The 23146-nt window shown below is 71.7% G+C and carries 27 protein-coding genes; 20 read left to right on the top strand and 7 right to left on the bottom strand.

Going from position 1 to position 23146, the window contains the following annotated elements:
* Positions 1 to 26: 26 nt before the first annotated feature.
* Entirely contained in the window at positions 27 to 1130 is a 1104-nt protein-coding gene (locus VFV89_RS15215; protein ID WP_329706800.1) for a DNA glycosylase AlkZ-like family protein, read from the top strand.
* Here the strand turns inward: VFV89_RS15215 and VFV89_RS15210 are convergent, their stop codons facing one another.
* Together VFV89_RS15210 and VFV89_RS15205 are read right to left on the bottom strand one after the other, a co-directional pair.
* The gene (locus VFV89_RS15210; RefSeq protein ID WP_329706799.1) at positions 1131 to 1643 is read right to left on the bottom strand and encodes a DinB family protein; all 513 of its coding nucleotides are present in this window, start codon (positions 1641 to 1643) and stop codon (positions 1131 to 1133) included.
* A gap of 55 nt (positions 1644 to 1698) precedes the next feature.
* Positions 1699 to 2244 (bottom strand): DinB family protein, encoded by a 546-nt coding sequence (locus VFV89_RS15205; protein WP_329706798.1) that lies wholly within the window; start codon positions 2242 to 2244, stop codon positions 1699 to 1701.
* Positions 2245 to 2352: 108 nt separating this feature from the next.
* Here VFV89_RS15205 and VFV89_RS15200 point away from each other — a divergent pair, with 108 nt between their 5' ends.
* The 3 genes from VFV89_RS15200 (at position 2353) to ileS (ending at position 6966) form a co-directional block, all read left to right on the top strand.
* On the top strand, positions 2353 to 2916 hold the full coding sequence (locus VFV89_RS15200) for a Uma2 family endonuclease (protein ID WP_329706797.1): 564 nt from the start codon (positions 2353 to 2355) through the stop codon (positions 2914 to 2916).
* On the top strand, positions 2913 to 3509 hold the full coding sequence (locus VFV89_RS15195; RefSeq protein WP_329706796.1) for a hypothetical protein: 597 nt from the start codon (positions 2913 to 2915) through the stop codon (positions 3507 to 3509). Before VFV89_RS15200 ends, VFV89_RS15195 begins: the two co-directional genes overlap by 4 nt.
* A gap of 226 nt (positions 3510 to 3735) precedes the next feature.
* Complete coding sequence (gene ileS, locus VFV89_RS15190) at positions 3736 to 6966, top strand: isoleucine--tRNA ligase (protein WP_329706795.1); 3231 nt, start codon at positions 3736 to 3738, stop codon at positions 6964 to 6966.
* A 115-nt stretch (positions 6967 to 7081) separates the two neighbouring features.
* On the opposite strand, the gene VFV89_RS15185 is transcribed toward ileS, so the two are convergent.
* On the bottom strand, positions 7082 to 7936 hold the full coding sequence (locus VFV89_RS15185) for an LLM class F420-dependent oxidoreductase (protein ID WP_329706794.1): 855 nt from the start codon (positions 7934 to 7936) through the stop codon (positions 7082 to 7084).
* Positions 7937 to 7996: 60 nt separating this feature from the next.
* Here VFV89_RS15185 and VFV89_RS15180 point away from each other — a divergent pair, with 60 nt between their 5' ends.
* From VFV89_RS15180 to VFV89_RS15155, 6 genes are read left to right on the top strand one after another with little or no spacing between them, the layout of a single operon-like run.
* The gene (locus VFV89_RS15180; RefSeq protein WP_329706793.1) at positions 7997 to 8458 is read left to right on the top strand and encodes an SRPBCC domain-containing protein; all 462 of its coding nucleotides are present in this window, start codon (positions 7997 to 7999) and stop codon (positions 8456 to 8458) included.
* Positions 8459 to 8481: 23 nt separating this feature from the next.
* Entirely contained in the window at positions 8482 to 9558 is a 1077-nt protein-coding gene (gene dapE, locus VFV89_RS15175; RefSeq protein WP_329706792.1) for a succinyl-diaminopimelate desuccinylase, read from the top strand.
* Complete coding sequence (locus tag VFV89_RS15170) at positions 9552 to 10280, top strand: TIGR00730 family Rossman fold protein (protein WP_329706791.1); 729 nt, start codon at positions 9552 to 9554, stop codon at positions 10278 to 10280. The genes dapE and VFV89_RS15170 overlap by 7 nt, the downstream gene beginning before the upstream one ends.
* Positions 10281 to 10299: 19 nt before the next feature.
* Positions 10300 to 10629: a DivIVA domain-containing protein gene (locus tag VFV89_RS15165; RefSeq protein ID WP_329706790.1), complete on the top strand. Its 330-nt coding sequence runs from the start codon at positions 10300 to 10302 to the stop codon at positions 10627 to 10629.
* Between the two features lie 15 nt (positions 10630 to 10644).
* The gene (locus VFV89_RS15160) at positions 10645 to 11067 is read left to right on the top strand and encodes a hypothetical protein (protein WP_329706789.1); all 423 of its coding nucleotides are present in this window, start codon (positions 10645 to 10647) and stop codon (positions 11065 to 11067) included.
* Positions 11067 to 11846 carry a DUF2817 domain-containing protein gene (locus VFV89_RS15155; RefSeq protein ID WP_329706788.1) on the top strand — a complete coding sequence of 260 codons (780 nt, stop codon included), beginning with the start codon at positions 11067 to 11069 and terminating at the stop codon, positions 11844 to 11846. Before VFV89_RS15160 ends, VFV89_RS15155 begins: the two co-directional genes overlap by 1 nt.
* 24 nt (positions 11847 to 11870) lie before the next feature.
* On the opposite strand, the gene VFV89_RS15150 is transcribed toward VFV89_RS15155, so the two are convergent.
* Positions 11871 to 12680 carry an enoyl-CoA hydratase/isomerase family protein gene (locus VFV89_RS15150; RefSeq protein WP_329706787.1) on the bottom strand — a complete coding sequence of 270 codons (810 nt, stop codon included), beginning with the start codon at positions 12678 to 12680 and terminating at the stop codon, positions 11871 to 11873.
* Between the two features lie 113 nt (positions 12681 to 12793).
* On the opposite strand from VFV89_RS15150, the gene VFV89_RS15145 reads away from it, so the two are divergent.
* Both VFV89_RS15145 and VFV89_RS15140 read left to right on the top strand, forming a co-directional pair.
* Entirely contained in the window at positions 12794 to 12961 is a 168-nt protein-coding gene (locus VFV89_RS15145) for a DUF3117 domain-containing protein (RefSeq protein WP_329706786.1), read from the top strand.
* Positions 12962 to 13018: 57 nt separating this feature from the next.
* On the top strand, positions 13019 to 14557 hold the full coding sequence (locus tag VFV89_RS15140; protein WP_329706785.1) for a leucyl aminopeptidase family protein: 1539 nt from the start codon (positions 13019 to 13021) through the stop codon (positions 14555 to 14557).
* A 26-nt stretch (positions 14558 to 14583) separates the two neighbouring features.
* Here VFV89_RS15140 and VFV89_RS15135 read toward each other — a convergent pair whose 3' ends face one another.
* Complete coding sequence (locus tag VFV89_RS15135) at positions 14584 to 15237, bottom strand: O-methyltransferase (protein WP_329706784.1); 654 nt, start codon at positions 15235 to 15237, stop codon at positions 14584 to 14586.
* A gap of 141 nt (positions 15238 to 15378) precedes the next feature.
* On the opposite strand from VFV89_RS15135, the gene sigE reads away from it, so the two are divergent.
* The 6 genes from sigE to VFV89_RS15105 all read left to right on the top strand — a co-directional run bounded on the left by sigE (position 15379) and on the right by VFV89_RS15105 (position 19500).
* Positions 15379 to 15990, top strand: a complete 612-nt coding sequence (sigE, locus tag VFV89_RS15130; RefSeq protein ID WP_329706783.1) for an RNA polymerase sigma factor SigE — start codon at positions 15379 to 15381, stop codon at positions 15988 to 15990.
* Positions 15987 to 16451 (top strand): hypothetical protein, encoded by a 465-nt coding sequence (locus VFV89_RS15125; RefSeq protein ID WP_329706782.1) that lies wholly within the window; start codon positions 15987 to 15989, stop codon positions 16449 to 16451. The genes sigE and VFV89_RS15125 overlap by 4 nt, the downstream gene beginning before the upstream one ends.
* A gap of 48 nt (positions 16452 to 16499) precedes the next feature.
* Positions 16500 to 17792 (top strand): S1C family serine protease, encoded by a 1293-nt coding sequence (locus VFV89_RS15120; RefSeq protein WP_329706781.1) that lies wholly within the window; start codon positions 16500 to 16502, stop codon positions 17790 to 17792.
* A 63-nt stretch (positions 17793 to 17855) separates the two neighbouring features.
* Complete coding sequence (locus VFV89_RS15115) at positions 17856 to 18419, top strand: dihydrofolate reductase family protein (protein ID WP_329706780.1); 564 nt, start codon at positions 17856 to 17858, stop codon at positions 18417 to 18419.
* Positions 18419 to 18853 (top strand): VOC family protein, encoded by a 435-nt coding sequence (locus VFV89_RS15110; RefSeq protein WP_329706779.1) that lies wholly within the window; start codon positions 18419 to 18421, stop codon positions 18851 to 18853. Before VFV89_RS15115 ends, VFV89_RS15110 begins: the two co-directional genes overlap by 1 nt.
* A gap of 5 nt (positions 18854 to 18858) precedes the next feature.
* Positions 18859 to 19500 carry a helix-turn-helix domain-containing protein gene (locus VFV89_RS15105; protein ID WP_329706778.1) on the top strand — a complete coding sequence of 214 codons (642 nt, stop codon included), beginning with the start codon at positions 18859 to 18861 and terminating at the stop codon, positions 19498 to 19500.
* Between the two features lie 26 nt (positions 19501 to 19526).
* Here the strand turns inward: VFV89_RS15105 and VFV89_RS15100 are convergent, their stop codons facing one another.
* Positions 19527 to 19787, bottom strand: a complete 261-nt coding sequence (locus tag VFV89_RS15100) for a helix-turn-helix domain-containing protein (protein WP_329706777.1) — start codon at positions 19785 to 19787, stop codon at positions 19527 to 19529.
* Positions 19788 to 19885: 98 nt separating this feature from the next.
* On the opposite strand from VFV89_RS15100, the gene VFV89_RS15095 reads away from it, so the two are divergent.
* Positions 19886 to 20602, top strand: a complete 717-nt coding sequence (locus VFV89_RS15095) for a hypothetical protein (protein ID WP_329706776.1) — start codon at positions 19886 to 19888, stop codon at positions 20600 to 20602.
* Positions 20599 to 21783 (top strand): hypothetical protein, encoded by a 1185-nt coding sequence (locus VFV89_RS15090; RefSeq protein ID WP_329706775.1) that lies wholly within the window; start codon positions 20599 to 20601, stop codon positions 21781 to 21783. Before VFV89_RS15095 ends, VFV89_RS15090 begins: the two co-directional genes overlap by 4 nt.
* On the opposite strand, the gene VFV89_RS15085 is transcribed toward VFV89_RS15090, so the two are convergent.
* A complete protein-coding gene (locus tag VFV89_RS15085) occupies positions 21746 to 23143 on the bottom strand; it encodes a hypothetical protein (protein ID WP_329706774.1) in 1398 nt (465 codons plus the stop codon). The genes VFV89_RS15090 and VFV89_RS15085 overlap by 38 nt on opposite strands.
* Between the last annotated feature and the right edge of the window lie 3 nt (positions 23144 to 23146).

Below are 23146 nucleotides of genomic sequence, written 5' to 3'. Positions count from 1 at the left end.
TCGGTCCGGCGACCTAGGGTCACGTCGTGGTCCACGAGCTCACCAAGGCCGACGCCCGGCGGATCTGCCTGCAGGCGCAGCTGCTCGACCTGCCCCGGCCCGACGACGTGCTCGACGTGGTGCGGCACCTCACGGTCCTGCAGACCGAGCCCACCGCCCCGCTCGGTGCTCCCACCGCAGACCTGGTGCTGTGGAGCCGGATCGGGTCGTCCTACGACTGTGCGGAGCTGGTCGACCTGGTCGACCGGCAGCTGCTGCTCGAGCACCAGGGCTTCGCGCGGCCGAGTGAGGACCTCGCGCTGTTCCGGGCCGAGATGACACTGTGGCCGGGCCGCGAGCCGCTGCGTGAGTGGCAGCGTGACAATGCCCGGTGGGTCGAGGCCAACAACGGCTGCCGGCTCGAGATCCTCGACCAGCTCCGTCGCGAGGGGCCACTTCCAACGAGCGCGTTCGACGACACCTGCGAGGTGCCGTGGCCGTCGTCCGGCTGGAACAACAACCGCAACGTCCAGCAGCTGCTCAAGCTGATGGTCGCGCGCGGCGAGGTGGCCGCCGCCGGCCGTGAGGGCCGGCAGAAGCTCTGGGACCTCGCCGAGCGGGTCTACCCCGACGACCCGGTGCCCGATCCCGACGAGGCTCTCCGGCTCCGTCAGGAGCGCCGGCTCCGGTCGCTCGGGCTGGCCCGCGGGAGACCCGCGGACCCGGTCTGGGAGGGGTTCAACGTGGGCGAGGTCGGCGAGCCCGCCGTGGTCGAGGGCGTCCGCGGCGCGTGGCGGGTCGAGCCCTCGCTGCTGGACCGGCCGTTCACCGGCCGGGCCGCGCTGCTCTCGCCGTTCGACCGGCTGGTCCAGGACCGCAAGCGGCTCGACCAGCTCTTCGACTTCGACTACCAGCTGGAGATGTACAAGCCGGTCGAGCAGCGCATCTGGGGCTACTACGCGCTGCCGATCCTCCACGGCGACCGGCTGGTCGGGAAGCTCGACGCCACCGCCGAGCCCGAGGAGGGCGTGCTGCGCGTCGACCGGGTCCACGAGGACTTCGAGTGGCCGGCCGAGACCCGCGAGGCGGTGGCCGCCGAGATCGAGGACCTTGCGCGGTGGCTGGGCCTCGAGGTGATGTACGTCGACTGACTACTCGCCGGTCCGGCCGTCGATCGCCTCGCGGAGCAGGTCGAGGTGGCCACAGTGCCGGGAGTACTCGTAGACGACCTGCAGCAGCACGTCGCGGACCGAGCCGATCCGGTCCTCCGGGTCCCAGACGAAGTTCAGGTCGGAGGCGTCGAGGTGGTCCAGCACCTCGTCGGCCCGGGCCTGCACGCTGCGCCAGGTGGCGAAGGCGTCGTCGACGACGGCCTGGTCGGCGACCGCACCACGGAACTGCGCGTCCCAGTCGCCGTCCTCGACGTAGAGCTGCGGCTCGTCGCTGCGCGAGAGGGTCTTGACGAACCAGAAGTGCTCCATCTGCGCCAGGTGTCGCACCAGGCCGAGGACCGACAGCGACGAGGGCGGGACGGAGCGGGCGGCCAGCTGCTCGGGCGAGAGCCCGTCAGACTTCCGCTCGACGCTCGCGCGCAGGTCGGCCAGCCAGCGGCGGATGCTGTCCAGCTCGTTGGTCGGGGGTGCGGACGGTTCGGGTGCGCTCATGGTGCTACCCAACCAGCGGTTCCGGACGAGCTGCGTCCGGTTGTCCGGGCTGCGCTCACTGGCCGGTCCGCCCGTCGATGCACTCGCGCAGCAGGTCGGCGTGGCCGCAGTGCCGCGCGTACTCCTCGATCATGTGCACCACCAGGTCACGGAGGCTCACCACGTCGTCCGGGTGGCCGGCGATCGGCAGCTCGCGCCCGAGGTCGGACTCCGCCACGCCGGCGAGCCACTCCTCGGCCTTGCGGATCTCGCGCTGCCAGCTCGCGAACGCGTCGTCCACGCACGCCTGGGTCGGCTCGACGCCGTTGAAGTCGAGGTCGTCGTCCTCGGCACTCCAGTAGAGCCGGTCCTCACCCGTGGCCTGCGCGGTCCGCTGGAACCAGTTGTGCTCCACCCGCGCCATGTGCCGGACCAGCCCGAGCAGGCTCAGCGTGCTCGGCGGCACGCTCCGGGTGGCCAGCTGCTCCGGCGACAGGCCGTCACACTTCATCCGCAGGGTGAGCCGGTAGTTGGCGAGGTACTCCACGTAGGTCGCCTTCTCGCCCTGCGGGTTCCCCTGCGTGCGCGGGTCCTGGTCCTCGGGCAGCCACATGTCGCTCATGACGACCGAGCCAACCCTCCCCCTGTGGAGGAGCGCAACGCGGTATCGCTCGGCGCTGCCACGCTGGCCCGGTCCCGCTCTCGGGTCCATCATGGAAGGAGCGTCGATGTGTCGCTGCGACCGGTGGGAGGTGCCGTGCCCGCGCTGGAGCGCCTACGGATGTCGTGGGAGGACTACCTCAACCTGCCCGAGCAGCCCAAGGCCGAGTGGGTCGACGGCGAGGTCGTCATCGTGAACGTCCCGCCTGTGCCCGACCACGGCACGGCCGTGATCAAGCTGGGCGCGGTGCTGCTCGCCTTCTTCCCCGACGACCAGGTGATGACCGAGGTGCCGCTGATGCTGCCTCGCAATCGGCTGCGCCGTCCGGACCTGATGGTCGTCGCCGAGCGCCAGCACAGCCGTTGGGTCAGCGACCCACCTCTGCTGTGCGCTGAGGTGCTCTCACCGAGCACGCGCTCGGAGGATCTGGTCCGCAAGTCGCGTGAGTACGCCGAGGCTGGCGTGGGCCAGTACTGGGTGGTGGACCCGGACGACCGCACGATCGAGGTGATGCGCAACACCGACGGTGACTGGGGCGTGTCGGCGCTGCTCGACGATGATCACCCCGAGGCGGAGATCGAGCTGGCGGGTCTCGTCGTTCCACTGGATCTGCGCCGGATCCTGCGCGGGTGAGCCGGACAGCGGGCGAGCTGGCGATGATCTTCGGCCCGCCGGCGGTCGGCAAGACGACGGTCGGACGGGCGATCTGCGACCGGAGCGACTTCCGGCTCTTCATGAACCACCACACGATCGAGCCGCTGGCCGAAGTCTTCGGCGACGGCACGACGCCGTTCGTGCGGCTGAGCGGCGAGTTCCGTCGCCGCGTCGTCGAGGAGGGGGCCGCCGCGGGTGTGTCGCTGATGCTCACCCAGGTCTGGAACCTCATCGGCGAGAGGGACGCTCGGTGGGTGGAGTCGCTGATCGCGCCGTACGCCGATGCGGGGCTGCCCGTCTCCTTCGTCGAGCTGGCCGCGGGCCTCGACACCCGGGTGGTGCGCAACCGCGGTGGGGACCGGCTGGCGCTGAAACCTTCCAAGCGGGACCTCGCCTGGTCCGAGGCGCACCTGCTCGAGCGCGAGGACGCCTTCGTCATGAACACCGAGCCGGGCGTGACCCTGCCCGCGCACGCGCTCCTCGACCGGCACCGTCACCTGCGGATCGACACCGAGCAGACCGACGCGGAGGCCGCCGCCGAGCAGGTCGTCGCCTGGCTCGCCGCCAACTGATTCGCGCGTGGCCCGCCGGTCGCCGTAGGCTGGAGCCACAGGCGTTCGAGCCGTCATCAGCGGCGAGCCTCCGGAAGAACCCCCAGCTTCATCGGGTCAGTAGAACCGGACGGGTGGGCCCGTCACAGCCGTGAACGAGTGGTCCGTCCCCGGACGGGCAAACGAGGTGGTACCGCGGCGCACGTCGTCCTCGTGGCACACGAGAACGACGAGCAGAGAGACCGCGATGAGCTACCCGAAGTCTGGCTCCGAGAGCGTCCCGTCGAGCCCTCGCTTCCCCGAGATCGAGGAGCGGGTGCTGGCCTACTGGGAGCAGGACCGCACCTTCCAGGCCAGCGTGGACGCACGCGAGGCGGGGGAGGACGGCAGCAACGAGTTCGTCTTCTACGACGGCCCGCCGTTCGCCAACGGGCTGCCGCACTACGGCCACCTGCTCACCGGCTACGTCAAGGACGTCGTCCCGCGCTACCAGACCATGCGCGGCCGCAGGGTCGAGCGCCGCTTCGGCTGGGACACCCACGGCCTGCCGGCCGAGCTCGAGGCGATGCGCCTGGCCGGCATCAAGACCACCGACGAGATCCTCGAGCTCGGCATCGAGAAGTTCAACGAGGCCTGCCGCGCCTCGGTGATGAAGTACACCTCCGAGTGGCGCGAGTACGTCACCCGGCAGGCGCGCTGGGTCGACTTCGACAACGACTACCGCACCTACGAGCCCGACTACATGGAGTCGGTGATCTGGGCGTTCAAGCAGCTCTACGACAAGGGCTGGGTCTATGAGGGCTTCCGGGTCCTGCCCTACTGCTGGAACGACGAGACGCCGCTGTCCAACCACGAGCTCCGGATGGACGACGACGTCTACCAGAACGTCCAGGACCCCGCGGTCAGCGTCGGGTTCCCGGTCACCTCCGACGGGCCATTGCGCGACGTCCTGCTGCTCACCTGGACCACGACCCCGTGGACGCTGCCGAGCAACCTCGCGGTGATGGTCGGCACCGGGATCGACTACGTCGTCGTCGAGCACCGGACCGACGACCGGGGCCTGCGGCTGCTCCTCGCCGAGGCGCGGCTGCCGGCGTACGCGCGCGAGCTGGGCGACTCCCCAGAGGTCGTCTGGCGCGGGACCGGTGCGGACCTGGTCGGGCTGACCTACGCGCCGCCGTTCACCTACTTCGCGGGTCACGCCAACGCGTTCCGGGTGGTGGCGGGCGACGAGTTCGTGACGACCACCGACGGCACCGGGCTGGTGCACAGCGCGGGCGCGTTCGGTGAGGCCGACAAGGAGGTCACCGACCGCGAGGGCATCGCGTCGGTGATGCCGGTCGGCAAGGACGGACGGTTCACCGAGCCGGTCCACGAGTACGCCGGGATGCTCGTCTTCGACGCCAACCTGCACATCATCGACGACCTCAAGGCCGGCACCGGCAGCGTCACCCCCGGGACGCTGCTGCTGCGCCGGGAGACCTACGAGCACAGCTACCCGCACTGCTGGCGCTGCCGCGAGAAGCTGATCTACAAGGGCGTGTCGTCGTGGTTCGTCGAGGTGACGGCGTTCAAGCAGCGGATGCTCGAGCTCAACCAGCAGATCAACTGGGTGCCCGAGCACACCAAGGACGGCCAGTTCGGCAAGTGGCTGGAGAACGCCCGGGACTGGTCGATCACCCGCAACCGGTTCTGGGGCTCCCCGGTGCCGGTGTGGGTGTCGGACGACCCGACGTACCCGCGGATCGACGTCTACGGCTCCTTCGCCGAGCTCGAGCGCGACTTCGGCCGGCTGCCGCGCAACCGGGAGGGTGAGCCCGACCTGCACCGGCCCTACGTCGACGAGCTGACCCGGCCGAACCCGGACGACCCGCGTCCCGAGGGCGAGGGGTCGACGATGCGGCGGGTGCCGGACGTGCTGGACGTGTGGTTCGACTCCGGCTCGATGTCGTTCGCCCAGGTGCACGTGCCCTTCGAGAACTCCGACTGGTTCCAGCATCACTTCCCGGCCGACTTCATCGTCGAGTACGTCGGCCAGACCCGCGGCTGGTTCTACACGCTGCACATCCTGGCCAGCGGCGTCTTCGACCGGCCGGCGTTCGAGAACTGCATCAGCCACGGCATCGTGCTCGGCTCCGACGGCAACAAGATGTCGAAGTCGCTGCGCAACTATCCCGACGTGCGCGAGGTCTTCGACCGCGACGGTGCCGACGCGATGCGCTGGTTCCTCATGTCGAGCCCGATCCTGCGCGGCGGCAACCTGATCGTCACCGAGCAGGGCATCCGCGACGCGGTGCGGATCGTGATGATCCCGCTGTGGAACAGCTGGTACTTCTTCCAGCTCTACGCCAACGCCGCCCGTCAGGGGCAGGGCTACGACGCGCGCCGTCGTACCGACTCGACCGACCCCCTCGACCGCTACCTCCTCGCCAAGTGCCGGCAGTACGTCGAGAAGGTCTCCGCCGAGATGGACGGCTATGCGATCGCCGATGCCTGCGAGACGACGCGGCAGTTCATCGACGTGCTGACCAACTGGTACATCCGGCGCTCGCGCGACCGGTTCTGGGGCGACAACACCGACGCCTTCGACACGCTCTTCACCGTGCTCGAGACGGTGTGCCGGGTCACCGCCCCCCTGCTGCCGCTGACCACCGAGGAGATCTGGCGCGGGCTCACCGGCGGGCGGTCGGTGCACCTGGCCGACTGGCCCGCGGCCGACGAGCTCCCCTCCGACGACGCGCTGGTGGCGTCGATGGACAAGGTCCGCGAGGTCTGCTCGACCACCTCGTCGCTGCGCAAGGCGGGCAGCCTGCGCAACCGGCTGCCGCTGGCGTCGCTCACCGTGGTGGTCGACGACCCGGCCGCTCTCGAGGGCTTCGAGTCGATCGTGGCCGACGAGGTGAACGTGAAGTCGGTCCGGCTCCTGGCCGCGGGCGCGGCCGAGGCGGCGTCGTACGGCGTCTCGCAGAAGCTCACCGTCAACGCCCGCGCGGCCGGTCCGCGGCTCGGTCGTGACGTGCAGCAGGCGATCCAGGGCTCGAAGTCCGGCGACTGGTCGGTGGCCGAGGACGGCACCGTGACCGCGGGCGGGCTGGAGCTGCTCGAGGGGGAGTACGCCCTCGAGACGGTCGCGGGTGCCGCTGACGAGTCGGCCGCGGTCGGCGTCCTGCCGACCGGCGGCTTCGTCGTCCTCGACACCGCGGTCACCCCCGAGCTGGCCGCCGAGGGGCTGGCCCGCGACCTGGTCCGGGCCGTCCAGCAGGCGCGCCGCAATGCCGGCCTCGACGTCTCCGACCGGATCTCGCTCACCGTCGGGGGCACGGACGCCGTCCAGGCCGCCGCCCGCACCCACGAGCGGCTGGTCACCGAGGAGACCCTCGCGACGTCGTACTCGGTCGACGGCGGCCGCCCCGACGGCGCCACCGAGGTCACCGTCGGCGACGGCGAGAAGGCCTGGGTGTCGGTGGCGAGAGGCTGACTCCACCCCGCTCATCGAGCCTGTCGAGATGCCTGCAGCCGGCGCATCTGGTGGTCTCGACAAGCTCGAGCCGTCGAGGCCTGCTGCGCTCGCACCTCGCTCCGAGCAGCGGTGGTCAGGTCCCGGCCAGAGCCAAACGTTCGGCAAGCCTGTCGAGGTGGGCGAGCACCTCGTCCTCGGCCTTGTCGGGGACGCCCCAGATGAGCTCGGAGACGCCGGCTTCGGCCCAGGCGAGCAGGTCGGCGGGATCGGGGCGGGAGGCGATGAGGACGCGGATGTCCGGGACGCCGGCGCGGCCCTCGGCGGTCCAGGTGGACCTCAGTGCCTCGATGTGCCCGGTGATGTCGGTCTGGGTCGGGGTGGTCATCCAGCCGTCGGCGTGCCGGGCGATCCAGCGGAACGTCCTCGGGCCGCCGCCGGCGCCGATGACCAGGGGGATGTGCGGCTGGACCGGCTTGGGGTTGGCCCACGACGGGCCGAAGGAGACGAACTCGCCGTCGTAGGCCGCCTCGTCCTGCGTCCAGAGCGCGCGCATCGCCTCGACGTACTCGCGGAGCACGGTCCGGCGGCGGTCCGCGGGGACGTGGTGGTCCTCGAGCTCGTCGGTGTTCCAGCCGAAGCCGGCGCCGATGTCGACCCGGCCGCCGGACAGGTGGTCGAGCGTGGCGATGGTCTTCGCGAGCGTGATCGGGTCGGACTCGACCGGCAGGGCGACCGCCGTCGAGAGCCGGATCCGCGAGGTGACCTGGGCGGCGGTGGCCAGCGAGATCCACGGGTCGAGGGTGCGGCTGTAGCGGTCGTCGGGGAGTGTCGCGTCACCGGTGCCCGGGTGTGCTGCGTCTCGCCGCACCGGGATGTGGGTGTGCTCGGGCACGTAGAAGGTGTCGAAGCCGCGCTCCTCGGCAGCCCGGGCGAGGTCGGCCGGCCTGATCCCGCGGTCGGAGGAGAACAGCACGACGCCGTTGCGCATTCGGGAAGCGTAGGGCAGAACTAGAACGAGTTCTAGTTCTGCCCTACCTAGAGTGGACGCGTGTACAGTCAACGCGCAACGCAGCTGGTCCGGGCGCCTCGGGACAGGGTGTACGCCGCGCTGCTCGACCCCGTGGCGATCCAGACCTGGCGGGTGCCCGACGACATGACCGCGTCGATCCATGAGTGGGAGCCGCGGGAGGGGGGCCGGTTCCGGGTCTCGCTGACCTACCGCGCCGAGGACCGGACCGGCAAGACCGAGGGGGCGACCGACACCTACTCCGGTCACTTCGAGACGCTGGTGCCGGACGAGCTCGTGGTCGAGCGGCTCGCGTTCGACACCGACGACCCCGAGCTGCAGGGGTCGATGACGATGACCTGGACCCTGCGCGACGCGGATGGCGCTACGCAGCTCGACGTCCTGCACGAGGGGCTCCCGGACGTCGTGCCGCCGCAGGACAACCGGACCGGCACGCGGATGTCGCTCACCAAGCTGGCGGCCTACGTCGAGGCGGCTGGTTGAGCTCGGCCTGATTGGATTGCCCGGTGCCCACGCTCGACCTGACCACGGACGCCGTCGACCTGACGGTCCAGCTCGTCGACATCGAGTCGGTGAGCCGCAACGAGCAGGCGATCGCGGACGCCGTCGAAGCCGCGCTGTCGGAATGCGCCCACCTCACGGTGACCCGGCACGGCAACACCGTCGTCGCCCGCACCGAGCTCGGCCGCGGCGAGCGGGTCGTGATCGCCGGCCACCTCGACACGGTGCCGGTCAACGACAACCTCCCGGCGCGGCGCGAGCTGACCCCGGAGGGCGAGGTGCTCCACGGCCTCGGCACCTGTGACATGAAGGGCGGCGATGCGGTCATCCTCAGGCTGGCCGCGACCGTGCCCGAGCCCAACCGCGACGTCACCTTCATCCTCTACGAGGCCGAGGAGATCGAGTCGGAGCTCAACGGGCTCAACCTCCTCGGCCAGCACGCCCCAGATCTCATGCGCGGTGACTTCGCGATCCTCATGGAGCCCTCCAACGCCGAGGTCGAGGCCGGCTGCCAGGGCACGATCCGGGTCGAGGTGCGTGCCGTCGGCGAGCGCGCCCACTCCGCCCGCAGCTGGAAGGGCGTCAACGCCATCCACCGCGCAGCTCCGATCCTCGAGCGGCTCAACGACTACCGGCCGCGCAGGCCGCTCATCGACGGGCTGGAGTACCACGAGGGGCTCAACGCCGTCGCCATCCGCGGCGGCGTGGCCGGCAACGTGCTTCCCGACGAGTGCGTGGTCGACGTCAACTACCGTTTCGCCCCCGACCGCAGCGAGGCAGAGGCGCAGCAGTTCGTGCGCGACCTCTTCGAGGGGTACGACGTGACCGTGGTCGACAGCGCGCCGGGGGCCCTGCCGGGGCTCGACCGGCCGGCTGCGAAGGCCTTCATCGAGGCTGTCGGACGCGAGGTCAACCCGAAGTTCGGCTGGACCGACGTGGCCCGCTTCACCGGCCTCGGCATCCCGGCGGTCAACTTCGGCCCGGGCGACCCGATGCTCGCCCACAAGCAGGAGGAGCACGTGCCCGTGGAGCACATCGAGCGCTGCGAGCAGCAGCTGAGGGACTGGCTCACGTCATGGTGAGGTCGAAGTCCAAGGGCCCCGTGATCCAGCGTCGCGACCAGGTCGACGGCATCACCACCGACCAGCGGCTGCTCGACTCACGGGGTGCGACCGACTGGGTGCACACCGACACCTGGCGCGTGCTCCGCATCCAGGCCGAGTTCGTCGAGGGGTTCGGTGCCCTGGCCGAGCTGGGGCCGGCGGTCGCGGTCTTCGGCTCCGCGCGCACGCCGGCCGACCACCCGGCGTACGCCCTCGGCCAGCGACTCGGCGCGGAGCTGGCCCGGGCCGGATTCGCGGTCATCACCGGCGGCGGGCCGGGCGCGATGGAGGCGGCGAACCGGGGCGCCAGCGAGGCCGACGGGGTCAGCGTCGGGCTCGGCATCGAGCTGCCGTGGGAGTCCGGGCTCAACGAGTGGGCCGACATCGGCGTCAACTTCCGCTACTTCTTCGCCCGCAAGACGATGTTCGTCAAGTACTCCCAGGGCTTCGCGGTGCTGCCCGGTGGTTTCGGCACGCTCGATGAGCTTTTCGAGGCGCTGACCCTGGTGCAGACCCAGAAGGTGACCCGGTTTCCGATCGTGCTGATCGGCAGCGACTACTGGGCCGGGCTCCTGGGGTGGCTGCGCGACGTGGCGCTCGCCGATGGCAAGATCAACCAGGCCGACCTCGACATGCTGCAGCTCACCGACGACGTCGACGAGGCGGTCCGGCTGATGGTGGAAGCGCGAGCGGCGCGGTGATGGCTGGGGTGATGAGCCGATGATGTGGTTCTTCGCGATCCTGGTCGTCCTCGTGATGGGCGGTGTGGCCGCACTGGCCGCGGGACGCGGCGCCCCGATGTCGCAGGCGTACGACGACCGCCCCGACGCCCTGGTCCCCAAGGGCGGGCCGCTGTCGGCCGACGACGTCCGCCGGGTGCGCTTCTCTCTGGCCTTCCGCGGCTACCGGATGTCGGAGGTGGACGCACTGCTGGACCGCCTCGCCACGCAGCTGGAGGAGCAGGCGTCCCCACCCGACCCCGAGGGTCAGGGCAACGTTGCCGACACGCCGACGGGCCGTGAGGCCCGTGGCCACGACCCGGCGGACTGAGGCACACTTCGGCCCGTGTCGCTGTCTGTCATCACCTACGTGCTCACCGCCCTCGCGGCGGTGGTCGTGGTGCTCACGCGCCTGCGGATGCGGGGTGGGCAGGGTGCCGGGCGGTTCCACGTCGGCAACCGGCTGCTCGACGTCCACACGGTCTGCGGCGTGCTGGCCATCGTGTTCTGGACCATCTTCCTGCTGCTCTCGACGAACGCGGCGGCCCGCTCGACGGTCGGGATCATCGGGCTGGGGTTCTTCTGGATCACTGCCATCGCGGGGCTGCTGATCCTCGTCCGCTGGCTACCCAGCCACGGGAGGCACGCCTCCGAGGGCCAGTCCGACCGCTGGTCCGACGGGCCGGGTCTCTCGGTGCTCGCCCACGTTGGCATGCTGGTCGGCGTGATCGTGTTCACCTACGTCTACCTCAGCCCCAACGCCGTCTGATGCGCCGCCGGTTCGTCCGGAACCTCGTCCTGCTCGCCGCCCTCGTGGGCGCGCCGCTCGCCGTACCACCCTCGTCGGCCGCGCCCGAGCACACCGCCGAGCGCGGCAACGTGCTGGAGCAGACGGTGATCGGCAAGTCCGTCCGCGGCCGGCCGATCGTCGCCTGGCATCTCGACGACCGGCCGATCGGTGGTCGCAAGGGGCCGACCGTCGTCCTGGTCGCGGCCATGCACGGCAACGAGGGCGCCCCGCGGCAGATCCTCACCGCGCTGCGCAAGGCCCGGGCCATCCACGGGGCGGACCTGTGGCTGGTGCCGACCTACAACCCCGACGGCCTGGCCGCCCATCACCGCCGCAACGCGCACGGGGTCGACCTCAACCGCAACTACCCCTACCACTGGGTCGACCTCGACGGGAACTACGAGTCGGGTGCCCACGCCGGCTCCGAGCCGGAGACGAAGGCGATGATGCGGTTCCTGGGCCGGGTCGAGCCCGACTACGTGCTCAGCTTCCACCAGCCGCTGCACGGCGTGGACACCGACAACAAGCGGCCCGGGTTCTCCCGCAAGGTGGCGCACACCCTGCGACTCCCCGCCACCACGCTCGACTGCGGCGGCGTCTGCCATGGCACCATGACCGGCTGGTTCAACCACAACTTCGACGGGTTCGCCCTCACCGTCGAGTACGGCGCCCACCCGCCCAAGCGGCTCATGCGGGCGGTCGCACCCCGTCAGGTGCTCCGGATCTTCAGGGCGTTCGGCTCCTTCGGAGGACGCTGACCCGCGCGTTCTGGGCCCGGCGGGTCAGCGGCCCTCGAAGACCGGCTTCTCCTTGGCGAGGAAGGCGTCGACGGCGGCGCGGTGGTCGGCGGTGGCGCCGGTGCGGGACATCATCCGGCCCTCGAGCTCCAGGGCCTCCTCGAAGGTGTGCGACGCGGCGAAGGCCACCGACCTCCGCATCGAGGCGAGCGCCACCGTCGGGCCGGCGGCCAGCCGGCCCGCGACGTCGGCCACGGTCGCGTCGAGCTCGTCGGCCGGCACCACCTGGGTGGCCAACCCCAGGGACAGCGCCTCGTCGGCCTTGACGGTGCGCGGGAAGTAGAGCAGCTCCAGCGCCCTGGCCACGCCGACCAGCCGCTGCAGGGTGTAGCTCGAGCCGGTGTCGCAGGAGAGGGCGACGTTGGCGAAGGCCAGGTTGAACCCGGCGGTCTCCGCCACGATCCGCAGGTCGCAGGCCATGGCGAGCGAGGCACCGGCGCCGGCCGCCACGCCGTTGACCGCCGCCACCACCGGCTTCTCCATCGTGGCCAGCGCGGTGACGATCGGGTTGTAGTGGCGCTCGACCGTGGTGAACAGCTCCTCGCTGCTCCCGCTCTGCAGCAGCTGGACGTGCTCCTTGAGGTCCTGGCCGGTGCAGAAGGCGCGCCCGGTGCCGGTCAGGACGACGCACCGTGCCGCCGTGTCCTCGGCGGCGTGCTGCACGGTCTCGCGGAGCAGCTCCTTGGTCGCGACGTCGAGGCTGTTCATCGCCTCGGGCCGGTTGAGCCGGATCGTGGCCACTCCTTCGATGACGTCGTACAGGACAGGTGCGCTCTCCGGCGCCGACGCGGTCATGGAGGCAGTGTGCCCCCTGGCCTGTCGGATGAGGGATAATGGTCCTGCGCCGTACGGCGTCCTCGGTCCCGAGCGGCCCGAGCTTGTTGTTGACGCGAAAGGCAGGGTGCCGCATGGCGGCGATGAAGCCGCGGACCGGCGACGGTCCGATGGAGGTCACCAAGGAGGGCCGCGGCATCGTGATGCGCGTGCCGCTGGAGGGCGGTGGCCGCCTCGTCGTGGAGCTGAACGCCGAGGAGGCAGGTGACCTCGGCGACAAGCTGAAGGACGTTGTCGGCTAGCGGGCGGGTCGACCACCGCCCGATGGCCGCAGCTCCTTCTCGGGGGAACCCGACCCGGTGAGCACCTCGCCGACGCTCCCGACCCAGGTCTCTCCGCCCCAGTTCGCCGTCACGGCGGCCCGTCCGCACGCCCTGACGGGTGTGGACGTGATCGCGCTGCCCGTCCTCGCCGGCGACGATACGGTCCTGCTCGGGCCGGGCAGCGACGAGGTGGGCGAGCTGCTCGACGTCGACCTCCTGGCCGTGCTCGACGCCGACCACGCCACCGGCAAGACCGGCGAGATCACCGTCGTGCCGGTCCCGCTGGGCGCTGCGGAGAATGCCGAGCTCCGCCAGGTGCTGCTCGTCGGGTTGGGGGCCGCGGCGGCCGACGACTTCCGCCGGGCCGGTGCCGCCCTGGCGCGCGCGGTCCTGGACCGCAGCGCCGTGGCGACGACGATCCCGGCGGTGGAGCCCTCGGTCGGGCTGGAGCCGTTCGTGGTGGGCGCGACGCTGGGCTCCTTCGCGTTCACGTGGCGCAACCAGCCACCCGAGCACGTGCCCGCGGCCCGGATCGTGCTGGCCGGCCTCGCCGACGACGACCGGCCCGAGCTGGAGCGGGCCGTCGCCATGGGCGGCGCCAGCTGGTTGTCGCGGACGCTCGCCTCGGTGCCGTCCAACCTCAAGACCCCGGCCTGGCTGGCCGACCAGGCGGTCGCGCTGGCCGAGGACAACGGCCTCGGCGTCGAGGTCTGGGACGAGCAGCGGCTGGCCCGCGACGGGTTCGGCGGCATCCTCGCCGTCGGTCAGGCCTCCGCCACGCCGCCGCGGCTGGTCAGGATCGACTACACCCCGCGCAGGGCCGGGCGGCGTACTCCCACGGTCGCCCTGGTCGGCAAGGGCATCACCTTCGACACCGGCGGCCTCACGCTCAAGCCGCACGAGGCGCTGGTCAACATGAAGCGCGACATGACCGGCGGGGCCGTGGTCATGGCGGTGATGGCCGCGCTCACCGCGGTCGACTGCCCGGTGAAGGTCGTGGGGCTGGTCCCGGCGGCCGAGAACGCCGTGGGCGGCAACGCGCTGCGACCCGGTGACGTGATCACCCACTACGGCGGCCGCACCACCGAGGTGACCAACACCGACGCCGAGGGGCGGCTGGTGCTGGCGGACGCGATGGCGTGGGTGCTCGAGCACGTCAAGCCCGACGTGCTCGTCGACGTGGCCACGCTGACCGGTGCCATGAAGGTCGCGCTGGGCCAGCAGGTCGGCGGCGTGTTCGCGACCGACGACGTCCTGGCCGCCACCCTGCTGGAGTCGGGCAGCCGGGAGGGCGAGCCGCTGTGGCGGTTCCCGCTGACCTCGGCCTACGAGGAGAAGCTCTCCTCCAAGGTGGCCGACGCCGACAACGGCCCGGGCGGGCCGGGGGCGATCGTCGCGGCGCTGTTCCTGCAGCACTTCGCCGGGAAGGTCCCGTGGGCGCACCTCGACCTCGCCTCGGTCGGCGACGCGCCGGCCGACAGCTTCGAGTACTCCAAGGGCCCGACCGGCTTCGGTGCCCGGCTGCTCCTCGACTGGCTCGGTTCCGCCGACCCGCTGGCCGGGATCGGCCGCTGACGGTCTCCGGCTGGATCCAGCCCAGGTCACTCCGACTCGGGCGACCACTCCTTCTTCGCCATCAGCAGCCCGTCGCCGACCGGGAGCAGGACCGGCACCAGGTCGTCGTCGTCACCGACCTCGCGGATCAGCTCGCGGATCGCCACGGTTTCTTCGTCGCGGACCGACGGGTCGGCAACCCGGTCGTGCCAGAGCGCGTTGTCGAAGGCCACCACGCCACCGGGTCGAAGCAGCCGGAGCGCCTCCTTGAGGTAGGCGGTGTACTCCGCCTTGTCGCCGTCGACGAAGACGATGTCGTAGTGGCCGTCGGTCAGCCGGGGGAGTACGTCGAGCGCGGCGCCGGCGATGGTGCGGGCGCGCTGGGTCGGGATGCCGCCCTCGGTGAACGTCTCGCGCGCCAGCCGCTGGTGCTCGGCCTCGATGTCGACGGTGGTCAGGATCCCGTCGGAGCGCATGCCCCGCAGCAGCCACAGCCCCGAGACGCCGGTCCCGGTGCCGATCTCGACGACGGCCCGCGCGTCGAGGACCGAGGCCAGGAAGCGCAGCGCGGCCCCGCCCCCGGGGCCGATCGCCACCACGCCGACCTCTTCGGCGCGCTCGCGAGCGCGGGCGAGGATGTCGTCCTCGGCGACGAACGCCTCGGAGTAGGACCAGCTCGCGGTACTGATCGGGTCGGTCATGTCAGCAACGTATCCGGATCCGGCGGAGATCAGCGGGAACACCGCCGGGCAACCGTTCGTTCAGCCCGACGTACCGCTATCAGGGTCCGTTCAGGAAGCACGCGTAGCGTGTGGGCCCCCAGCAGAGGAGACCCGAACCCCATGGACGACGCCCCCCGGGAGGTTGCCCGCCCCGAGTCCGGCGCCGTACCGACCTGGGACGAGATCGTCGACCAGCACTCCGACCGGGTCTACCGCCTGGCCTACCGCCTGACCGGCAACCGGCCCGACGCGGAGGACCTCACCCAGGAGGTCTTCGTCCGGGTCTTCCGCTCGCTGTCGACCTACACCCCCGGGACCTTCGAGGGGTGGCTGCACCGGATCACCACCAACCTGTTCCTCGACCAGGCGCGTCGCAAGCAGCGCATCCGCTTCGACGCGATGACCGACGAGCGGGCCGACCGGCTGACCAGTGCGTCGCCGCCCCCGGACGCCGCCTACACCGACCAGCGGTTCGACGACGACGTCGAGCGCGCCCTCGCGACCCTTCCCCCCGACTTCCGCGCCGCCGTGGTGCTGTGCGACGTCGAGGGCCTGTCCTACGAGGAGATCGCCGAGATCCTCGATGCCAAGCTCGGCACCGTCAGGTCGCGGATCCACCGCGGCCGCGCCCTGCTGCGGCGTGCCCTCGCCCACCGCGCACCGGCCACCGGGCGGGCCCGCTACTCGGGCCCGGTGACCGCGCCGCTGCGCGCGCTCGGGGAGCGGGCATGATCGGCAACCTCGGCCATCTCGGCGACCGGGTGAGCGCGCTGCTCGACGGCCAGCTGGCGCCGGCCGAGGAGGAGCGGGCCTGGGCGCACGTGCACGACTGCCACCAGTGCCGCGACCTGGTCGAGCGCGAGGGATGGGTGAAGACCCGCCTGGCCGGCCTCTCCTTCGAGGCCGCCGCCGCGCCCTCCTCCCTCAAGGGCTCGCTGATGTCCTCGCTCGCCCACGGCGTCCCGCCGGGCGAGGCCTACCTCGCCTCCGCCCCGGACCCCCGACCGCGCCGGGTCACGCTCGTTGCGCTCGGCGGAGGAGCCGCGGGAGCTGCCGTGATGGGTGTCCTGGCCCTGGGTGCCGCGCCCGCCGACGCGCCGACCGTGGACCGGCGTGCGCCCACCACCTCGATCAGCACTCCGGCGCCGACCGGGCTGAGCATGCACAACCGTCGCGCCGTGCCGATGCCCTGATCGCGGCCTCTCGGTGTGCGATTGGGTGCCACCGGGAACAATGACGGTGTGAACGACGACGACGGGGCCGGTTCGGGCACGGAGGAGACCCAGCCGCTCGGCGCGCCGCTGGGGGCGACTCTCGGGCCGCGGCCCACGTGGACGCCGCCGTCGTACCCCCCGTCGGCGACCCTGCCGCTCCCGCCCGGCCCGCCGCCCCCGCCCGGCCCGCCCGCCCCGCCCGAGGCGGCCGGCGGCCGGCCGAGCGGCTGGATGTGGCCGACCATCGCGGCCCTCGCACTGGTCCTCGGGCTGGTGGGCGGCTTCGCCGGCAGCGCGATCTACCACCGCACGGACGGGTCGAGCGGCCAGGACGCGTCGAGCGGCTCGGGGCTGACCGCCACCGGCGTGCAGACCGTCGCGCCGATCAAGGGCGGCAGGACCTCCGTGGCGGCCGTCGCCCAGGCGCTGCTGCCGAGCACCGTCCAGATCTCCGCGGAGTACGACGGCCAGGAGGGTGGCGCCACGGGCTCCGGGTTCGTGATCGACGAGGCCGGCCACATCGTGACCAACAACCACGTGGTCGAGCAGGCCGACGAGGACGACGGTCCGATCGAGGTCGTGGACCAGGACGGCAACCGCTACGACGCCACTGTCGTCGGCCGCTCGCCCGTCTACGACCTCGCCGTGCTCTACAGCGCCGAGGCCAAGCAGATGGAGCCCGCCTCGCTCGGGGCGTCGAAGGCGCTGCACGTCGGCGACCCCGTGGTCGCCATCGGGTCGCCGCTCGGGCTCTCCTCGACCGTCACCGCGGGCATCGTCTCGGCGCTCGAGCGCCCGGTCACGACCGGCGACGGCGGCGCGTCCTCCTTCATCAACGCCGTCCAGACCGACGCGGCGATCAACCCGGGCAACTCCGGCGGCCCGCTGGTCAACATGCTCGGGCAGGTCATCGGGGTCAACTCCGCCATCGCCACCACCGGCGGGACCACGGGTGGCGACCAGGCCGGCAACATCGGCGTCGGCTTCGCTATCCCGATCGAGCAGGTCAAGGTCACCGCCGACCAGATCCTGCGGACCGGCGAGGCGAGGTACCCGGTCATCGGCGCCAGGGTGCAGACCGCCAAGCGGGACGGGTCCGGCGCCGAGATCGACGAGGTCATCGACGACACCCCGGCCGACCACGCCGGCCTCGAGGAGGGGGACGTGGTCGTCGCCCTGAACGGTCAGAAGGTCACCGACGGCATCGCGCTCATCGTCTCGATCCGCTCCCACCAGCCCGGAGAGACGCTGACCTTCACCGTGCTGAGGGACGGGGACGAGAAGGACCTGGACATCACCTTGGACTCGGAGGTGGGCTAGCTGCCGCTCGCACCGGGTCAACTGGCACTTGTTTTTTGCAAGTAACGCCACGATGATCGGGCCGTGAGCCAGCGGAAGCTCGTCGTCTACGAGTTCATGTCGCTCGACGGCGTGGCGGAGAACGTCGAGCGCCTGTTCACCGCGTGGGACGACGCCGAGGTGGACGCCGCCGGCGCGGACGTCATCGCCACGCAGGACGCCGTGATCCTCGGTCGCCGCACCTTCGACGGCTGGGCGAGGTTCTGGCCGGACAGCACGATCGAGCCGTTCGCGACGTTCATCAACAAGGTCCAGAAGTTCGTGGCGACCTCGTCACCGCTCGAGACCGGCTGGGCCAACACGACGGTGATCGACGGTGGGCTCGTCGAGTTCGTGCGCGACCTGAAGAGCGAGCCCGGCGGGGACATCGGCGTGCATGGCAGCATCTCGGTCGCCCAGGCGCTGCTCGCCGCCGGCCTCGTCGACGAGCTCAGGCTCGTGGTCGCGCAGGCGGTCGCCGGCGACGTCGGACGCAGGCTTCTGGACGGGGTGCCACCGACGCGCCTCACCCCGATCCGGAGCTCGGTCTCGCCCACCGGGTTCCTGATGCTCCACTGCCGCGTCGAGCCGACGGAAGGACCTGCCTGATGCCCGCGATGTTCGTCAACCTGCCGGTGGCAGACCTGGAGCGGTCGAAGGCGTTCTACACCGCCGTCGGCTTCACCATCAACCCGCGCATGACCGACCACAACGCGGCCTGCGTGGTCGTCGAGGAGGGCTGCAGCGCGATCATGCTGCTCGTGCGCGACTTCTTCGCGACCTTCACCGACAGGCCGATCGGGGACCCGGCGGTGACCGTGTGGGGCGCGCTGGCGATCTTCCTCGACAGCCGCGAGGAGGTCGATGCCGCAGTGGCGCGCGGCGTCGCCGCGGGCGGCACCGAGGCGGAGCCCCCCGCCGACTACGGGTTCATGTACCAGCGCCAGCTCACCGACCCCGACGGGCACGTCGTCGAGCTCGGCCACATGGATCCGGTCGCTGCCGAGCAGGGACCGGAGGCCTACCGGGAGCAACAGGCCTGAGACCGGTGGCGGCACGCGACTACGGACAGTACGGCGGCCTGACCCGGGCGCTGGAGCTCGTGGGGGAGCGCTGGGCCCTGCTCATCGTTCGCGACCTCCTCGTCGGGCCGCGCCGCTACGGGGAGCTGGCCGCGGGGCTGCCGCGCATCCCGAGCAACATCCTCGCGGCGCGGCTCAAGGAGCTGCAGGCGGCCGGTGTGATCCGCCGAGTGCCGCGCCTGCGCGCGATCGTCTATGAGCTGACGGCGTACGGACGCGAGCTCGAGCCGGTGGTGCTCGCGCTCGGTGCGTGGGGCTTCAAGGCCCTGGACGACCCCCGGGAAGGTCAGGTCCTCACCCCCGACTCGATGACGATCGAGCTCCGCACCGCCTTCCAGCCGCAGGTCGCGGTGGGGCTGCCGGCCACGGCGTACGCGGCACGGTTGGGCCATGCCGAGCTGCTGATCAGGGTGGACGGCGCCTCGCTCGACGTGACGCGCGAGGACGGACCCGCGGACCTCGCCTTCGCCGCAGGCTCCGGGATCCGTCGCCTCATCTCCGGCGAGCTCGCGCCGGACCGCGCCATCGAGACCGGTCTGGTCACGGTGCTCAGCGGCCGAGGCGAGCTCCTCGACCGGTTCGCCAGCACCTTCCACCTGGCCGCCTGAGCCGGGTGCGGCAGTGGCCGGGCGGCTCAGCGGATCGCGTCCTCGTCCTCGGTCTCGGCGCCGTCGCCGGACTCGAAGGGGTGGTCGTCGATGAACTTCCTGGTGGCCGTCTTGAGCTCGGCGAGGTAGGCCTCGAGGTCGTCCTCGCTGACCCGCCACTGCCCCCGACCGCCGATCTTGATGGCCGGGAGGTCGCCGCGCCGGACCATCGCGTAGACCTGGGCCACCGAGGTGCTGAGCAGCTCGGCCACGTCCGCGAGCGTCAAGAAGCGCGGAAGGTCGGCCATGGCCCCATCGTGGCACCTCACGGTCCTCACCGGTCCCAGGGATCACGAACTGTGGAGAGGCGCTGGCCGCGTCAAGCCGCGCTGTGCATGATGTGCCTGTGGCTCTCAATCTCGGGGAGGCCACGGCCGCTGCGTCCTCACCCGGACGCACGCCGTCGCCGACGGACGTGCCGCCCGCCCTGCGCGGTCACCGGCCGGCGTGGCGCGACCCGCGGCTGTGGATCGGCATCGTCCTGGTCGCGGCCAGCGTCGTCGTGGGCGCGCGGGTGCTCGCGGCGGCCGACGACACCGTGCGGGTCTGGGCGGCGGCCGGCGACCTCGGCGCAGGCCGGCGGGTCGACGCGGGCGACCTGGTCGCCCAGCGGGTGCGGTTCGCGGACCGCGACGCACTGGACGGCTACTTCGCCGTCGACGACGAGCTCCCGGCCGGCCTCGAGCTGACCCGGAGCGTCGGCGCCGGCGAGCTGCTTCCGCGCGCAGCGGTCGGCACGCCGGACGAGACCGGGCTGGTCGAGGTGCCCATCGCGGTCGAGCCCGAGCTCGTTCCGCCCGACGTCGAGCCAGGTGACCTGGTCGACCTCTACGTAGTGGCGCCGATCAGTGCCGCCACCAGCGACGAGGCGGAGCAGTCCCCGCCGGCCGGCCCGGCGCTGACCGGTGCCACGGTCGTCGCGGCACCGGAGCTCGAGTCGTCCTTCGGCACCAGCGGCAAGCGCCAGCTGGTCCTCGGCGTGGCCGCGGACGCGGCGCCGGCGTTCTTCGCGTTGCTGGCCCGCTACGACGCACCGAGCCTGACCGTGGTCCGGCGCGGATGAAGGTCGTCCTCCTCCTCGCGGCGGGTGCGCAGTGGGAGACGAGCGCGCTGCGAGTGCTCACCGGCCGGCGCGACCTCGTGGTGCTCAAGCGCTGCGTCGACGTCGACGACCTGCTCGCCACCGCGACCTCGGGCCAGGCCGACACCGCGGTGGTGGCCATCGAGGCGCCCGGTCTCGACCTCGCCGCCGTCGACCACCTCGGGGACCACGGCGTGCGGACCATCGCGGTCGTGACCGACGAGGGCGGCACGGTGCGGGCCGGCCGGATCGGCGTACGCACCTGCCTCGACGACGTCGGGGAGCTCCCGGCCGCGATCACCACCGACCAGGCCCCCGAGCCGCTGCCACCGGTGCCGTCCGAGGCGCCCGCGCAGCCGGTGGGCGGCCGGATCCTCGCGGTCTGGGGACCCGCTGGCGCCCCGGGCCGTACGACGGTCGCGACCGCGCTCGCGGCGGCGCTGAGCAGGCGGGCGCCCACGACGCTGGTCGACGTCGACCCCTACGGCGGCACGGTGGCGCAGGCCCTCGGCGTGCTCGACGAGGTCTCCGGACTGCTGTCGGCGGCCCGGCTGGCCTCGACGGGCCTGCTCGAGGAGCAGTTCGCCGGCGTCCAGCGGTCGCTCGACAGGCAGCTGACGGTGGTGACCGGGCTGCCGAGGCCCGACCGGTGGAGCGAGGTGCGGGCCGGCACGGTCGAGCTGCTCGCCGAGCTCGCCGGGCGTCGGGGCCATGTGGTCCTCGACACCGGGTTCAGCCTCGAGGACGACGACCTCAGCGGCCGTCCGGGGCGCCACCGGCTGACGACCGCCGCCCTCGAGGTCGCCGACGAGGTGGTCGTGGTGGGCACCGCCGACCCGGTCGGTCTCTCACGGTTGGCAAGGGCGCTGGTCGACCTCCGGGAGCACCGGCCGACGACGGCCACCCGGGTCGTTGTCAACAGGATGCGGTCCACCATCGGCTGGACCGAGCGGGCGATCACCCAGATGCTGGCGGACTTCGCACGACCGGTCGGTCTGCACTTCCTGCCCGAGGACCGCGCGACGGTCGACCGCGCGCTCGTCACCGGGCGCACGCTCCTGGAGACCGACGCCGACAGCCCGCTCGCCAACGCCGTCGACGGCCTGGCCCGCAGCCTCGTCGAGGTCAGGCCGCGAACAACAGGTACAGCCCGCCCGCGGTGAAGCAGATCATCGCCGCCAGCAGCGGAAGCTGGCCGGTGAGCTGGTGCCTCTTCGGCAGCAGGCGGATGGCGCGGTCGTGCGCGGCGATCACGCCGACCACGTGCCCAGTGACCACGAACAGGACCTTGATCGTGGCCAGCGCGGTCGGGTGGAAGGAGAAGAAGTAGGAGACCTGCCAGTTGGCCGTCCCGAACCAGTTGGAGTGGCCGGTCGAGAACGGGTCGCTCAGGTAGACGATCGTCTGCTGGCCCACCTCGAGCAGGTAGGTCAGGTAGTGCGCGAGCACGTATCCGATCACGATCGGCACGATCGAGTGCGCGAACTGGTTGGGCAGCTCGCGCCGGGGCTGGTCCGGGCCGACTCCGGTCAGCATGGTCCCGACCGTGAAGACCAGCGCCACTCCCAGCACGAAGACGAGCAGCCCGGCGTTGTTCACCAGGGTGGTGAGGCCGTGGTCCTGCACGTCGTTGCCCTGGATGAACTTCACCCACCGGGTGGAGTCCTTGAACGAGTCGAACGCCGTGCTCCCGAACAGCACGCACGCGACCGCGACCAGGCCGGGCACGACCGGGGTCGCGTCGAGGTTGGCCAGCGGGCTGCGGATCACGAGCTCGTCGTCGCCGCCCTCGAGCCTGCGCCGCCGCCCCCACGCCGACATCCGCGCGACCAGGGTGGAGTAGACCTCGAACGGGTCGGCGTGCTCGTAGAACGTGCTGCCGAACAGCGCCCCACCGAGCAGCATCACCGCGACGTAGACCGCCAGCCACAGCCGCACCGGGCCGAGCTCGGTCGCGAACGGGTACACCAGCTCCATCCACACGAACATGTAGAGGCCGACGGCGGCCGGCCAGGCGCCGAGCCGCTTCGGGTAGGTGAACACGCCCCGGTCGGGGTCTCCGCCGGTGAGCCGGGCGAAGGCCCAGTTGATGGTCCGCACCGGGCTGATCGCCTTGTACGCCGGCCCGAAGAGCAGCGAGATCGGGACGAAGGCCACCCACAGCAGGACGTAGAAGATGCCGAACAACGGGTTGAGCAGGCTGTCCTCGCCGCCGATGGCGACCATCACCGTGTAGGCGAAGGCGAGCATCCCGACCACCCGCCAGAGCACGAACCACGGCCGTGACTCGACGACCCGGGTCAGCCAGGGCGGCGCCGGTCGGCCGGAGGTGTCCGCGTCGTACCGCGGGGTCCGCCACGCCACGGCGAGGACCGTGAAGCTGACCGTGAGCGCCGCGACGGCGCCCGCGATGGTCAGGCCGAGCGGGATGGGGAGGTCCTTCGAGCCGCCGATCCCGTGGGCGAGCACGTTGTCCAGCGAGCCGCCCAGCGAACCGCCCGACGACAGGTCGAGGACCCTCAAGGG

Origin of the sequence: Nocardioides sp. (assembly GCF_036274455.1) — a bacterium.
Taxonomy (GTDB): domain Bacteria; phylum Actinomycetota; class Actinomycetes; order Propionibacteriales; family Nocardioidaceae; genus Nocardioides.
Note: the sequence above shows the minus strand (reverse complement) of the source record. Positions and strands in the feature narration are given on the sequence as shown.

Excerpts from the sequence above, each read along its gene's own strand:
- VFV89_RS15185 (WP_329706794.1), bottom strand. The coding sequence starts at position 7,936 with ATGCGCAACGGCGTCGTGCTGTTCTCCTCCGACCGCGGGATCAGGCCG.
- VFV89_RS15205 (WP_329706798.1), bottom strand. The coding sequence starts at position 2,244 with ATGAGCGACATGTGGCTGCCCGAGGACCAGGACCCGCGCACGCAGGGG.
- VFV89_RS15165 (WP_329706790.1), top strand. The coding sequence starts at position 10,300 with ATGATGTGGTTCTTCGCGATCCTGGTCGTCCTCGTGATGGGCGGTGTG.
- VFV89_RS15135 (WP_329706784.1), bottom strand. The coding sequence starts at position 15,237 with ATGACCGACCCGATCAGTACCGCGAGCTGGTCCTACTCCGAGGCGTTC.
- VFV89_RS15210 (WP_329706799.1), bottom strand. The coding sequence starts at position 1,643 with ATGAGCGCACCCGAACCGTCCGCACCCCCGACCAACGAGCTGGACAGC.
- VFV89_RS15110 (WP_329706779.1), top strand. The coding sequence starts at position 18,419 with ATGCCCGCGATGTTCGTCAACCTGCCGGTGGCAGACCTGGAGCGGTCG.
- VFV89_RS15155 (WP_329706788.1), top strand. The coding sequence starts at position 11,067 with ATGCGCCGCCGGTTCGTCCGGAACCTCGTCCTGCTCGCCGCCCTCGTG.
- ileS (WP_329706795.1), top strand. The coding sequence starts at position 3,736 with ATGAGCTACCCGAAGTCTGGCTCCGAGAGCGTCCCGTCGAGCCCTCGC.
- VFV89_RS15125 (WP_329706782.1), top strand. The coding sequence starts at position 15,987 with ATGATCGGCAACCTCGGCCATCTCGGCGACCGGGTGAGCGCGCTGCTC.
- VFV89_RS15090 (WP_329706775.1), top strand. The coding sequence starts at position 20,599 with ATGAAGGTCGTCCTCCTCCTCGCGGCGGGTGCGCAGTGGGAGACGAGC.
- VFV89_RS15145 (WP_329706786.1), top strand. The coding sequence starts at position 12,794 with ATGGCGGCGATGAAGCCGCGGACCGGCGACGGTCCGATGGAGGTCACC.
- VFV89_RS15170 (WP_329706791.1), top strand. The coding sequence starts at position 9,552 with ATGGTGAGGTCGAAGTCCAAGGGCCCCGTGATCCAGCGTCGCGACCAG.
- VFV89_RS15100 (WP_329706777.1), bottom strand. The coding sequence starts at position 19,787 with ATGGCCGACCTTCCGCGCTTCTTGACGCTCGCGGACGTGGCCGAGCTG.
- VFV89_RS15150 (WP_329706787.1), bottom strand. The coding sequence starts at position 12,680 with ATGACCGCGTCGGCGCCGGAGAGCGCACCTGTCCTGTACGACGTCATC.
- sigE (WP_329706783.1), top strand. The coding sequence starts at position 15,379 with ATGGACGACGCCCCCCGGGAGGTTGCCCGCCCCGAGTCCGGCGCCGTA.